At 48.4% G+C, this 13299-nt stretch carries 11 protein-coding genes; 9 read left to right on the top strand and 2 right to left on the bottom strand.

Annotated features, from left to right (window positions below):
- Positions 1-53 precede the first annotated feature (53 nt).
- The gene (locus tag ABEA66_RS18105; RefSeq protein WP_079910058.1) at positions 54-731 is read left to right on the top strand and encodes a DUF421 domain-containing protein; all 678 of its coding nucleotides are present in this window, start codon (positions 54-56) and stop codon (positions 729-731) included.
- A gap of 1 nt (position 732) precedes the next feature.
- Here ABEA66_RS18105 and spoVB read toward each other — a convergent pair whose 3' ends face one another.
- Complete coding sequence (gene spoVB / locus ABEA66_RS18100) at positions 733-2298, bottom strand: stage V sporulation protein B (RefSeq protein WP_345589563.1); 1566 nt, start codon at positions 2296-2298, stop codon at positions 733-735.
- A 201-nt stretch (positions 2299-2499) separates the two neighbouring features.
- Here spoVB and ABEA66_RS18095 point away from each other — a divergent pair, with 201 nt between their 5' ends.
- The 6 genes from ABEA66_RS18095 to ABEA66_RS18070 all read left to right on the top strand — a co-directional run bounded on the left by ABEA66_RS18095 (position 2500) and on the right by ABEA66_RS18070 (position 9310).
- Positions 2500-2931: a post-transcriptional regulator gene (locus ABEA66_RS18095; RefSeq protein ID WP_345589560.1), complete on the top strand. Its 432-nt coding sequence runs from the start codon at positions 2500-2502 to the stop codon at positions 2929-2931.
- A gap of 116 nt (positions 2932-3047) precedes the next feature.
- Positions 3048-4274 (top strand): protein translocase subunit SecD, encoded by a 1227-nt coding sequence (secD, locus tag ABEA66_RS18090; protein ID WP_192702842.1) that lies wholly within the window; start codon positions 3048-3050, stop codon positions 4272-4274.
- A complete protein-coding gene (gene secF / locus ABEA66_RS18085) occupies positions 4264-5178 on the top strand; it encodes a protein translocase subunit SecF (RefSeq protein WP_079910060.1) in 915 nt (304 codons plus the stop codon). Before secD ends, secF begins: the two co-directional genes overlap by 11 nt.
- 65 nt (positions 5179-5243) lie before the next feature.
- Positions 5244-6191: a cation diffusion facilitator family transporter gene (locus ABEA66_RS18080; protein ID WP_345589556.1), complete on the top strand. Its 948-nt coding sequence runs from the start codon at positions 5244-5246 to the stop codon at positions 6189-6191.
- Positions 6192-6356: 165 nt separating this feature from the next.
- A complete protein-coding gene (gene recJ, locus ABEA66_RS18075) occupies positions 6357-8801 on the top strand; it encodes a single-stranded-DNA-specific exonuclease RecJ (protein WP_345589554.1) in 2445 nt (814 codons plus the stop codon).
- Entirely contained in the window at positions 8798-9310 is a 513-nt protein-coding gene (locus tag ABEA66_RS18070; RefSeq protein ID WP_345589552.1) for an adenine phosphoribosyltransferase, read from the top strand. Before recJ ends, ABEA66_RS18070 begins: the two co-directional genes overlap by 4 nt.
- A gap of 119 nt (positions 9311-9429) precedes the next feature.
- On the opposite strand, the gene mraY is transcribed toward ABEA66_RS18070, so the two are convergent.
- The gene (gene mraY / locus ABEA66_RS18065) at positions 9430-10383 is read right to left on the bottom strand and encodes a phospho-N-acetylmuramoyl-pentapeptide-transferase (RefSeq protein ID WP_345589550.1); all 954 of its coding nucleotides are present in this window, start codon (positions 10381-10383) and stop codon (positions 9430-9432) included.
- A gap of 310 nt (positions 10384-10693) precedes the next feature.
- Here mraY and ABEA66_RS18060 point away from each other — a divergent pair, with 310 nt between their 5' ends.
- Positions 10694-11656, top strand: a complete 963-nt coding sequence (locus ABEA66_RS18060; RefSeq protein WP_345589548.1) for a bile acid:sodium symporter family protein — start codon at positions 10694-10696, stop codon at positions 11654-11656.
- A 148-nt stretch (positions 11657-11804) separates the two neighbouring features.
- The gene (locus ABEA66_RS18055) at positions 11805-13058 is read left to right on the top strand and encodes a DUF445 domain-containing protein (RefSeq protein ID WP_345589546.1); all 1254 of its coding nucleotides are present in this window, start codon (positions 11805-11807) and stop codon (positions 13056-13058) included.
- The last annotated feature ends 241 nt before the right edge of the window (positions 13059-13299 follow it).

Raw genomic sequence — 13299 nt, 5'->3', positions numbered from 1 at the left:
GGGAACCGTCCTGTCTTTGCTAAAGCCAATGCTTGTAGGAGGATAGTGAAACCATGGAGATGTTGGCCCTTTTTTTTCGCACCGTACTCGTGTATTTTATCGTTCTCCTGACTTTGCGCATTATGGGGAAGCGGGAGATCGGTAAGCTTTCGCTTTTTGATTTGGTTATTTCCATTATGATTGCAGAAATTGCTGTGTTTGTATTGGAGGATATGGGGAAGCCTTTGGCAGAAGGTATCGTGCCTATGGTCACATTGGTTTTGATTCAAATGTTGATTGCCTATGTGTCTTTGAAAAATGAGAAGCTGCGCCGAGTATTTGAAGGGCGGCCGGCGATGGTCATTCAAAACGGCAAGCTGAACCGGGAAGTCATGAAGCGTCACCGCTACAATCTCGACGACTTGCTACTTCAGCTCAGGCAGAATAAGATTGTGGATGTGGCCGACGTGGAGTTTGCCATCCTGGAGCCATCGGGCAAGCTGACTGTGGTCGAAAAGGATTCTGAGCGCAGTCAGCCCGCCGCCAAGCAGGAGTTTAAAATCCGGTATGAAGGCCTGCCGCTGCCGCTCATTATGGACGGTAAGGTGCAGGATGACAGCCTGGAAAAGCTCGGGAAGACGAGGTTTTGGCTAAAGAGTGAGCTCCAGGCGAAGGGGATACAAGATTTCAAGGATGTGTTTTTCTGTACAATTGATCATCGGGGCAAATGGTTCATCGATAAAAAACGCTAGCTTATTTTACAAATTTCCGCCCGAGCCAGATGATTCTTAGCAGGTCATTGCGATCGATAAGCTTAAACAATACCGAGCAGACGAGATAGATCAGAATACCTGCAGCAGAAGCGGCCAAAAACCGAATCAGCTCGTGCTCCAGCCAGTTTGTGTACATAATCACATGACTGGCCCAACCGGAAAGCGCCATTGCTGCGCCGACTTTGGCAAAATCAGTCATATCCATCCGGAAGTTCAAGAGCCTGGCCACACTTCGCCAATGAAGAAGAGTAACGAGCGCGATGTTCAAATTAATGGCCATCAGAGCGCCCAGAATGCCGAACTTGGGATTGCTTGCCAGCACATAAATTAAGGTTAGCTTCGCAATTGAGCCGATGAGTGTATTGACCAGCGCGCTGCCCGGCTTTTCCAAGGCTTGAAGCGTCGCCTGAAGCGGCGCTTGAAAGTAGATGAACAGTGCAACGGGAGCCATCATTTTCAGCATGGAGGCTACCTGGGCTTGGCCGTACAGAAAGCGGCACAGCGGCTCGGCAAGCACGAACATAATCATGGCGAACGGGGCACCTGTCACCAATGCAAGCTTTAACGACTGATGAAGACGGGAATGGATCGTTTTCATATCGTTTTGCGCCGCTGCTTCCGATAAGGAAGGAACCAAAGATACCGACAAGGAATATGTCAAGGCGCTGGGCAGCATCAGGATGGGCATTACCATGCCTTGAAGAGCGCCATATTGCGCAGTGGCAACCTTCGTAGCTACACCGGCGATGGCCAGACTGCGAACCATGATAATGGATTCAAAAAAATAAGAGCACGAGCCGACCAGCTTGCTTCCGGTAATCGGTATGGCGAGCTTGAGGAGCGTTTTCAGATTCGACCATCGTCCAAGCATGGCTGATGTGCCGATATTAGCTGCTGGAGCAGACCTGGACAATCTCCGATTCGCTCGAAACTGATGGTATAAGACAAGCAGCGCCGCAATCTCGCCTGCAAGAACCCCGGCCATAGCGCCTGCCGCCGCATATTCAATTCCGTAAGGCAGCAAGACATAAGCGAACGCCAATACGGTAAAGATGCGAACGATCGTTTCAACAACCTGTGAGAGTGCTGTTGGTATCATATTTTGTCTGCCCTGGAAATATCCGCGGTAGACGGAACCGATGCCGACGATCAAGATGATCGGGGTCATCGTCAGGAAGGTATAATAAACACGGGAATCGGTTAATAAATGCGTCGATATCCATTTGGCGGCAAAAAAACTGGCAACAGCAAACAGCAAGCTGATTGAAAGAGTAAAAAGAAATGAAACTCGAAATATTCTTTTAATCCGGCCTTCATCGCCTTCTGCTTCCGCCTCTGCAACGAGCTTGGCAATGGCGATGGGAATACCGCCGGTAATTAATGTAAGAATAACGATAAGAAACGGGTAGCCCATTTGATATAAGCCGATACCTTCGGCGCCGATAACTCTTGGCAGCGTAATTCTGGGGATAAAGCCAAGGATGCGATTGATAATGCCTGCGGCAAGCAGAATGAGCGTGCCTTTGATAAATGATTGTTTGGTCACTTGAACGCCTTCTTCCTCCCTTTGGTTTGGATGGGGATCAATTCTCGCATTATGCACCATTAGCTATACTTCATGAATATGCTGGACCTGTCCTACCGCATGACATTTTTTGTACAACTTCTTGGACAAGAAAGGAAGGAAATGGACGGGGAACAGCGAATAAGTGTAACAGCGAAGCTGTAGTGCAGGAGGGTGATGGTCGTGGAACATGAGGAACTGAATACACAGCAGCTGGAGGCAACGGCAGGTGATAATGAAGGATCTGCTGATGCGGGGCCTAAGGAAGAGATGCCGGAGCCTGGAGAGCCGCCGATAGAGCCGTTACCGGACGATGAAGGCGAGACGCTGGAATGTATGGCGGAACCGGAGCCTGAAGAAGAATCGGAAGCCCTGTCGGATCTGGAGCTGAACGAAGTAATAGAAGACATTTGCAACAGCAAGGCCGAGGAATTCAGGATGATTGGGTATGAGCATGTTACCGGGATGGAAATTTGGGAGTGTGTCAGCGACAAGTATAAAAAGACCGGCACCCCCCCGCTGCATAAAGTGGTCAACGATATTTTATCGTTAAAAGTGACGCAGTTTATGAACTGGATGACAATGAGCATTTATAAAACCAACCCTTTCAAATAGCCGGAAAGGGTTATTTGTTGTGATAAGGTTTCGAGATGCCATTAATCGTCAAATTGACTCGTTTTTCGCAGGTAGGTATAATAGGCATATTGAGTATGGAAGGAGATCGTTATTAGATGAAACGGATCGTGGCTTTTTTGCTAGTGGTAGTCCTTTCGTTTGGCCTGTTTGCATGGCTAACTCCGGGACTAGTAAAAAACATTAAGCTCGGCTTAGACTTAAAGGGTGGTTTTGAAATACTTTATGTAGCTGAACCTATAGAGGCTGGAAAACCGGTCACTATGGAGTCATTGAAGCAAACGGCGAACAGCCTGATGAAAAGGGCCGATAGCCTCGGTATCGCAGAACCAGAAATTACGACCGAGGGTAAAGACCGTATTCGTGTGCGTCTCGCCGATGTGAAGAACGAAGAAGAAGTTCGGAAAGTTATCAAGAAGCCGGCGGAGCTGACCTTCCGCGGTCCGGACGGTACGAAGGAAATGCTCGGCAGTGACTTCGTGGAAGGTGCCGCCAAAGTGGGCTTCGACCAATCGAACCGCCCGATGATCAGTATTAAAGTCAAAGAACCGGATAAGTTCAAGGCGGTTACAGAAAAATTGTTAAATCAGCCGCTGGCCATTTATTTGGATGAAAATCAGTTGTCTGCACCTATCGTCAGCGCAGTCATTACCGACGGCAATGCTACGATTTCGGGGAATTACACGTTTGAGCAAGCAACCGAATTAGCTAACACGATCAACTTGGGCGCTCTTCCATTGAAGCTCACAGAAAAATATACCCAGGTGGTAGGGGCATCTCTAGGTCAGCTGTCCTTGCACCAAACAGTTGAAGCCGGTTTGATCGGCGCGATCCTGATTCTTGTGTTCATGCTTGTGTTCTATCGTTTGCCTGGTATTATTGCAGCCATTACGTTGATCACTTATACGTTCCTGCTGCTGGGGGCCTTCTACTTGATGAAAGCGACCCTGACGCTCCCGGGTATTGCGGCTTTCGTTCTCGGGATCGGGATGGCTGTCGATGCTAATATCATTATGTATGAACGGATCAAGGAAGAGATTCGGAGCGGCAAGAGCTTGCTGTCCTCTCTGAAATCCGGTTCCAAGCATTCGTTCCGTACTATCATGGACGCGAACATCACGAACCTTATCTCCGCCATCGTGCTTTATTATGTAGGTAACGGTGCGATTCGAGGCTTTGCATTGACGACGATCATGAGTATTATTCTCAGTATTTTGACCAACGTCTTCCTGTCCCGTTGGTATATTCACATGGTTATTAAGAGCAAGCTGTTCCAAAAACCTGCTTATTACGGTGTAAAGGAGTCGGACATTCGTGGACTATAAAAATCACTTTGACTTCATGAAAAACCGCAATAAGTTTTTTATGACCTCTATTGCGATCCTGCTGATTGGGTTGATTGTATTAGTCGTGATGAATCTGAACTACGGCGTCGACTTTAAAGCAGGAACCTCGCTGGACATTAATATGGGCCAAGCCGTAACGAAGGAGAAGGTTGACCAAGCCTTTGATAGCACGGGCATTAAACCCGCAGTAACCACCATTAGCGGTACGAACAATGATCATGTTTCCGCTCGTTTCGATACCATTCTTTCCGATGACGAGATAAAAAAGATCAATTCCACTATGGTGTCTACTTTCGGGGACAAGGTTTCCCAAGAGGTCAATACGGTATCACCTGACATTGCCAGAGAATTAGGCTTTAAAGCGATGATCGCTGTCGGTATCGCGAGCTTGGCCATTTGTATCTATGTCAGCATTCGTTTCGAGTGGCGGTTTGCGGTTGCCGCCATTATCGCAATTCTACACGATGCATTTATCGTTATCGCGGTGTTCTCTATTTTCCGTCTTGAGGTTAACCTGCCGTTCCTAGCGGCTATCTTGACGACGATCGGTTATTCCATTAACGATAAAATCGTTATTTTTGACCGTGTACGTGAAAATCAGCGCTTTACAAAAATCAAGACAAGCGAAGATCTGTCCAATATGCTTAATGCAAGTATATGGCAGACAATGGCACGGAATATTAACACCGTTATTACGGTTTTGATCGCCGCGCTATGTTTGTTCATCTTCGGAAGTGAAGCTATCAAGCTATTTGCTCTCGCAAAAATTGTAGGCTTGGCGTCCGGCGCATACTCATCCATCTGTATTGCTACTCCATTGTGGTACTTGTTGAAAAACAAATCACTTGGTTCTAAAACGCGGGCTGCCGCAGTAAAAGAATAATAGCTGGCCGCGCGAAATGAATATTTCCGCGGCCTTTCTATACAATTCACTTGAGGAGTGGCTTCATGTCTAATGAGCGGTTACAAAAAGCGCATTACGGCGAATGGCCTGGCTTTGTCGGTCAAATTACTTTGGCAGTCATGAAGGGTGTTTTCGGCTACATATCCGGAAGTAAAGCACTTCTCGCTGATGCGGTACATACGGCGTCCGAGGCCGCTGGTTCTCTTGCTCTATCCAAAGGGCGCTCCAGACACGGCCTATCGGAGAAGGAATATAGGAAGAGACAAGGCAAAGCGGAAATGGCTGCAGCTGTTATTGTTTCCGTAATGCTGCTGCTGGTTGGATTGGAGCTCGCCATCTCGTCGGTCAAAGCAATATATTATGGTGTCGAGTCACCTCCCGGAACCCTTGCATTGATAGCGATCGCGGCATCTATCGTAATCAAGGAAGCAGTGCTTCAATATAAGCATCGTTGGAGTAAAGAAGCTTCGTCCACCAACACATTGTTTCACGCAAGGGGACTCAGGTCCGATCTATTATCAACACTGATCGCTTTTGCCGGCGCAGGCGGTGCGATTTGGGGTCATTACCTGGGAAATATTTATTTGTACTATTTAGATCCAATAGCAAGCTTGTTCATTGCCGGGATGATCTTCAAAATGGGCAGCCGGCTCGTCATGAGCATTACTGAAAGCGTAGCGGAACGGATGCTGCTTGAAGAAGATGCCGCAGAGCTCATCAGCGCTGTACAGGCCGTTAAGGGTGTTATTGCCGTAGATGATCTTCGGGCTACGGAACGTGGTCATTATGTGATCGTAGAAGTGAAAATATGTGTGAATCCTAGAATTTCCGTATTTGAGGGACATGATATTGCCAAAAAAGTGAAGTACACACTTATGAAACGATTTATCCATATTTCCGAGGTTCATATTCAGGTGAACCCTTATGATTCGGAATATCCTTATAAAAATGCCGATCTTGACCAGGAACATTTTACCAGCGTGGTTCATTGATCATTATTGTTGATACAGCTTTCCGACGGAAAGCTCAGTAACGCTTAAGAAGAGCTTTCCTTACGGAAAGCTCAGCAACGCTTATGAAGATAGCTTTCCTTACGGAAAGCTCAGTAGCGCTTACGAAGAAAGCTTTCCTAAAGGAAAGCTCTAAGGAGGGACAGCATGCTTCAAGCACGAGCAAGATGGAACATAAGCGAGACGGACGAAAGGCAGGCCGAAGCTCTTGCCAAAGAACTGGGGATATCCCCTTTGGTGGCCCGTCTGCTTGTAGGCCGTGGAATGACCGATAAAGAACATGCTGCCGCTTTTTTAAATGGAGGAACGGATCACATCCACGATCCGTTCCTTTTAGATGGTATGGAGAGTGCTGTACTGCGGATTCGTCAAGCATTGGAGCGGGGCGAATACATCTGGGTTTATGGAGACTACGATGCGGACGGAGTTAGCAGTACTACCTTAATGGTTCATTTGCTGCGGCAGCTTCATGCTTCATTTGATTATTATATTCCTCACCGTGTATTGGAAGGCTATGGATTGAATAAAGCGGCAATAGAGTCAGCCCATCAGCAAGGGGTTAAGCTTATTATAACGGTGGATACAGGAATTAGCGCGGTAGAGGAAATTGCCTATGCAGCAGAGCTCGGAGTCGATGTCATAGTCACGGACCATCACGAGCCGCCGGAGCTTTTACCCGAGGCGTATGCCATTATTAATCCCAAGAAACCGGGCTGCCCTTATCCCTTCAAACATCTCGCCGGGGTCGGCGTAGCACTAAAGCTCGCTCAAGCTCTTCTGGGCCGTTGGCCGGAAGAATTGCTGGAATATGCCGCCATTGGGACGGTAGCTGATTTAATGCAGCTGTTAGGGGAGAATCGTGTTATAGTAAAGCAGGGCATTAAACGGATGAGGAGCTCGACCAACTGGGGGATTCGCGCGCTGCTGGATGTAGCGGGGATTCAGATGAAGGATGTTAATTCCACCCACATCGGGTTTGCCCTGGCGCCGCGGATCAACGCGAGCGGAAGGCTCAACAACGCGGACGATGCGGTAAAGCTGCTGATTACAGAGGATCAGCAGGAAGCGGAGACGCTCGCTTACGAGCTGGATGCATTGAATAAAGAGCGGCAGCGGATCGTCGATGAAATGACGAAGCATGCCATGAGCATGGTTGAAGAGCAGAAAGCAGACGGCCTGAAAAAAGTGATTGTATTGGCCCATGAACAATGGAATGTCGGTGTGATTGGAATCGTTGCTTCCAAGCTGATGGATAAATTTTATCGTCCCACCATCATACTTGGTATAGATAAAGAGACGGGGATGGCGAAAGGCTCGGCCCGATCTATAGCCGGATTTGATTTGTATCAGGCATTGACGCACTGTCACGATCTGATGGAGCACTTTGGCGGGCATCAGGCTGCCGCGGGGATGACCCTTTCTAAGGATCATTTACCCGAGCTGGAACGCAGACTCAACGTCTTGGCGGAGGAATGGTTAGGTCCCGAGGACTTTATTCCGCTTATCCATGCGGACATAGAAGGCTCACTTGATGATGTAGGAGTAGAGACGATACAGCAGCTTGAGCAGCTAGGCCCATTCGGCATGGGTAATCCGATGCCCAAATTCGTATTTACGAACGTTGGCTGCCAGGAGATGCGGACGATCGGAAAAGACCAGCAGCACATCAAGATGACCTTAATGAAAGGTACAGAGGAAGCTTCGGCAGCATTGGATGCCGTAGGCTTTAATAAAGCATCAGTCCTTCCGTGGATCTCCCCTACGGCGTCCATGGATGTACTTGGGGAGCTCTCGATCAATGAATGGAACGGCGTGCGCAAGCCGCAATTAATGATTCAGGATGTACGTATCCCATACATACAGCTGTTCGATTGGCGTGGTGTTGCTCGGCTGGAAAGCAAGCTGATGGACTTGACCGATCGATTGGCTGAATTGAATTCTGCTCAAGAAGACAGAAAGCTCCCTTCGATATTGACATTTGCCACCGAGGATAAACAGCTGAGAATGAAGTACTCCAAGCTTTACCCGATATGGGGAGTCGATATGTCGGGATCGGAGCCTTTTGTGCCGTACAACGAGCTTGCCCGCCAGCAAAAGAAGTCAGGCATCACGGATATGATTTTGTATGATTTGCCGGATTCGCTCCGAACGTTGGAGAGGGCGATCACATCGGCGGCGCATGTAGAGCGCTGGTATGCCGTGTTCTCGGGTTCTTTGCAGCAGCAAGGAACGCTGCCAGGCAGGGATATGTTCAAAACCGTGTATGCGGCGGTTCAAAAGCAAGGGGAGCCAATACAAAAGGCGAATTATTTTGTGGAAGCTTTAACCAGGCGTTCAGGGTATTCAAAGGAGGTTATTCTGTTCATACTGGACGTATTTATTGAATTAGGCTTCATCAGACGCTCAGCAGAAGGCTATGTGCCTGTGCCGAATCCGGCCAAAAAAGATTTGACCACATCCAAATTGTATCAGCAGAGGCAGCAAAGCCTGGATGTGGAGCAAGCTCTTCTATACTCTACGGCACAACAGCTTGTGGAGTGGCTGCATCAGCTTCACAATCAAACGAAACCATCATTGGAGGAAATTATATGAATTTCAAAGAGTATATTCGAGTCATCGAGGATTTTCCGCAGCCGGGGATCAGCTTTAAAGACATTACGACGCTGTTGAACAATGGCCCGGTATATAGAGAAGTGATTCAAGAGCTGGCTAGACAATTAAGAGGCAAGCAAATTGATTTGATTGCCGGTCCGGAAGCAAGAGGCTTTGTCATCGGTGCTCCGTTGGCGGTAGAGTTAGGAGTCGGATTCGTTCCTATACGTAAGAGCGGCAAGCTTCCCGGAAAAACTATTGAAGCAGACTACGCGCTGGAATACGGCAAAGACAAGCTCGCGATGCATTATGATGCCATCAAGCCGGGGCAAAAAGTGCTCATTGCGGACGATTTGCTCGCTACGGGCGGCACCATCGCAACCTCCATCAACCTGGTTAAGCAGCTTGGCGGCGAGGTTGTAGGAGCATCGTTCCTGATTGAGCTTGAAGAGTTAAACGGCCGTGACAAGCTGGGTAACATCGATATTATTTCTTTGGTAAAATATTAAGACGGCAAGCTCCTGATACGCTAGGGTATCAGGAGTTTTTTGATATTGCAGTACCTTAACCGGCATCGAAGACAAGGCTCGCTTGCTTCAAGGGGCTCATCTTCCAGGACAGTAGATCACTACATAGCGTATCTCCACAGCATCCAGCTAACGAAAGCACAAAGCGCGGATACAGCGCCGAAGGACCAGACGACCTTGGTTTCGCTCCAGCCGTATTTTAAGCTGTAATGAAAGTGGATCGGGGTCATTTTGAACAGCCGCAGCCTGGTTTTCTTATAATAAATGACCTGTAAAATGACCGACAACTGCTCGGCGAAATAGATGAAGAAGAGAAGGGGAATGAGCACTTCTACCTTTTCCATTACCGACAAAAACGCCAGCGATCCGCCAATAGCAAGCGACCCGGTATCGCCCATGAAAGCCTTGGCAGGGAACATATTATACATCAGGAGACCGAGCAGCGCCGCAATCATAGCGAGACAGAACAGCTGAACTTCCCAGGAGCCGGATATTGCGAAAAAGAACAGGTAGGTAGGAATGGACGTGATAATAAGAAGTCCATCCAGACCGTCGGTGAAATTCACCGCGTTGGCCGTGCCGATAATAAATAACAGCGCAGCCGCTATGTACAGCATAGGATGAATATCCAGCACCGTACCACCCGGGAGCTTTATACTCGAGTCCAGGGGGGCGAGGTGAAAGTAATAATAAAGCATGGCAGCCGTCGCAGCAAATTGCAGAGCCAGCTTGGTCGTTCCGCGAATCCCCTCCGGATTCTGAAGGACAGCCTTGTTCATGTCGTCAATACAGCCGATGACACTGAACAGCAGGAACACAATAGTGAGAAAGTAGGCGATAGGCCCGGGATTCAGCAGAAGAAGCACGACGGTGCCAATGATAAGGATGATGCCTGCCATAAGCGGTGTTCCCCGTTTGGCCTGATGGTTGGATGGGAGCTGGGAGCGGATCGGCTGGGTCAAGCGGAACGTACGCAGACCCATAATCAAAACAGGGCACAACACGGCCACTAGCACAAAGGTCAGGCTGAACAAGATAACGCTATGGAGAAGCATGGAGAATTCACTTCCTTTTGAAGGGTAAGGGATGGAGATCGGGAGGCAAGTCTTATCTTATTGTTATGGAAGCGGCGTCAATTTAAAAGCGAAAAATGGAGCAGTATTTTTTCCGGTTTACAAGCCTGAAGGTTTGAGCATTGGAAAGCGCTTCAGAACATCGCTCTAATGAAGCATAATCATTAGCCTACTTTTGTAAAAAACAAGCCAACGGGCAGCAAATCTGTGCTAGAATAGAATGAGTTAATTGGAGTATCGTTGAAGGATGAACGTTAATACACAAAAAGTTGACGACAAAAGAGGTCTGGGTATGCTAAACAAATTGAACAAGGCTTTGGAAAAGGTCATGCCGCTTCTTACACCAACAGCTGTGGTAGTAGGCTTGCTGTGCTCGGCTTGGCTGCACTCATTGAGTTTTCTTGTATCGTGGATCTTCGCTGTGATGACCTTTGCGGGGAGCATTGGCTCCAATTTCCGTGATTTGGGCAAAGTCATGAAGCACCCGCTGCCCATTATTGCAACGTTCTTGATTCTGCATATCGCTATGCCGCTGCTGGGGTGGGCCGCAGGGTCCCTGGCGTTTCCAGGGGATGATTTGACTCAGACCGGATTTGTGCTATTGTTTGTCATTCCGACAGGAGTGGTAAGCCTGGTATGGGTAACCATATACGGCGGCAATATTGCATTAACCTTGGCGTTGATCCTGCTGGATACGCTGCTTTCCCCGTTTATCGTTCCGCTCAGCTTATCGCTGATTGTCGGAGCCAAGGTCCATTTGGACGGTATGGCTATGATGAACGGTCTGCTGTGGATGGTTGTGGTCCCTTCCGTTGTCGGAATGATATTGAATCATCTGACCAAAGGACAGATCAAGAAGGTCTGGGGTCCGCGGCTCGCTCCTTTTACAAAGATCGGGTTGTTTATCGTCGTAGCTATTAACAGCTCGGTCGTGGCTCCTCATTTAAAGGAGATGAACGCCAAGCTGATTGTGATCATTGCAGTAGCTTTCGTCTGTGCCACTATAGGCTATTTGGCCGGATGGCTCGTCTCCCGGGGCATGAAATGGGATCAGGACGTGACCGTAGCCCTGACCTTCAATTCGGGAATGCGCAATCTGAGCGCGGGAGCTGTATTGGCAATTAACTTTTTCCCTCCGCCGGTCGTACTTCCGGTTATCGCGGGGATGCTTTTTCAGCAGCTGTTGGCCGCCATGTACGGGCATAATTTGAATAAACGGTATGGCTTGAAAAATGAGCCGTCCCAGGCAGCGTAAAGGTAAGCAAGCAAAAAAGCCATTTTTTCCTGTCGGAAAAGGAAATAATTGATACGGCATTGATTTTTTTTCCTTAACATGTTCTATAATAGAGGAAACAGAACATACGCCGGTATAGACCGGCTGCACACAAGAGGGAGAAATTCAAGTGAGTGGAAATTCCAAGCATACGGCAACATTATCGCTCGGGGTCATGGCTGCTGGCTTCGTAGGCACATTATTTTTGGACGGGACCAGTTCCTGGGTTCGATTCGCCCAAAGCGGGTTTGAGGCAGGTCTGGTAGGCGGGCTGGCGGATTGGTTCGCGGTGACTGCGCTATTTCGTCATCCGTTAGGCATTCCTATTCCGCATACGGCTTTGCTGCCCAAAAATCGGGATAAAGTGGCCAAAGCCTTCATCACTACGATCCAGGACGATCTACTGAGCAAGCAAAGCATTATGGACAAGCTGTCTCAAGTTCCATTGGTCGTTCGTCTGCTTCGGGGAGCAGAGGAGCAGCTGGCATCTCCGGGGGCGAGAACCGGCATCGCTGCTATCAGCGAATATTTGATAACACAGCTTCCATTGGAAACGATAGCGGCCTATGGAGAAAAAGAAATTCACAAGCTGCTGGAAGCTCTAGATATGAGGGCTTTACTTGATGCATTATTAGAGCAAGTCTATGACAGGCAATATGATGAAAAAGTGTTTGACTTCGTCCTCGATTTGTCCGAACAGCTCGTTATGAAAGAGGAGATTCGCGACAGGATGGGAATGATGGCGGTGCAGGCACTGACGCATCTCAAGACCAACGGGTTCATGCAGTTCGCATTGAATGCATTTGTCGGGTATTTTAATGAAGAAAAGCTGGGAGGCTTGATTCAACAATTTATCCTGACCGGCATTGAAGGCTTGCGCATGAAGGACAACGCCAACCGCAAAGCGGTCATCCATGCCCTGCGCTATTGGCTGGACAATCCGGTTCACCGGGATCAGATGGCTGCAGAAATGGTGAATTTGAAGGATCAGCTTGTCGCCCAATGGAATCTGGGGCAGAAGCTACTGGAGCTGCTGCAAAAGCTTCAGCATAGAGCGCTGGAGTGGGTTCGTGAGGAGTCGTTCGCCGAGGTTTATGTGATTCCGTTCGCATCGAAGCTTATCCAACGGATCGAATCTGATACGGAGCTTCTTAACCGGCTGGAGCTTGGGCTTCGCGAGCAGATTGCCCGTTGGATTGAAGGAAACCATCACAAGATAGGCGCACTCATTAAAGAAAATATAGATCGGTTTGACGATGAGACGCTGATTCAGCTGATGGAGGACAAGGTCGGAAAAGATCTGCAGTGGATACGGGTCAACGGTGCCATTTGCGGTTTTCTGATCGGTATTGGACTCGCGGCGGTAAAGGCAGTTATCGGGTAAAGCTGAATATAACAGATTGGAAGGGGCTACTAGCTTCGGGACAGTTCATAAGTCGATCCGGAAATATTCACGGGTCGGCTTTTTTGATAATGGTGAATAGGGGGTGTCCTAATGTTTCATATTGTAGTAAAATAATGGTCAGGCACCAAATTTTGCATGGAATGTAAGCGCTGTTATTGCATGTTTAACGTTTGCAATGGTTTCGTAGTCTTTGACAAGCCTTATCAAGCAGCCAACGATG

This window comes from Paenibacillus vulneris, assembly GCF_039543185.1.
Taxonomy (GTDB): domain Bacteria; phylum Bacillota; class Bacilli; order Paenibacillales; family NBRC-103111; genus Paenibacillus_S; species Paenibacillus_S vulneris.
Note: the sequence above shows the minus strand (reverse complement) of the source record. Positions and strands in the feature narration are given on the sequence as shown.

Coding starts and splice junctions, on each gene's coding strand:
- ABEA66_RS18105 (WP_079910058.1), top strand. CDS start 54: ATGGAGATGTTGGCCCTTTTTTTTCGCACCGTACTCGTGTATTTTATC.
- secD (WP_192702842.1), top strand. CDS start 3,048: ATGAAACGGATCGTGGCTTTTTTGCTAGTGGTAGTCCTTTCGTTTGGC.
- ABEA66_RS18080 (WP_345589556.1), top strand. CDS start 5,244: ATGTCTAATGAGCGGTTACAAAAAGCGCATTACGGCGAATGGCCTGGC.
- recJ (WP_345589554.1), top strand. CDS start 6,357: ATGCTTCAAGCACGAGCAAGATGGAACATAAGCGAGACGGACGAAAGG.
- ABEA66_RS18070 (WP_345589552.1), top strand. CDS start 8,798: ATGAATTTCAAAGAGTATATTCGAGTCATCGAGGATTTTCCGCAGCCG.
- mraY (WP_345589550.1), bottom strand. CDS start 10,383: ATGCTTCTCCATAGCGTTATCTTGTTCAGCCTGACCTTTGTGCTAGTG.
- ABEA66_RS18060 (WP_345589548.1), top strand. CDS start 10,694: ATGCTAAACAAATTGAACAAGGCTTTGGAAAAGGTCATGCCGCTTCTT.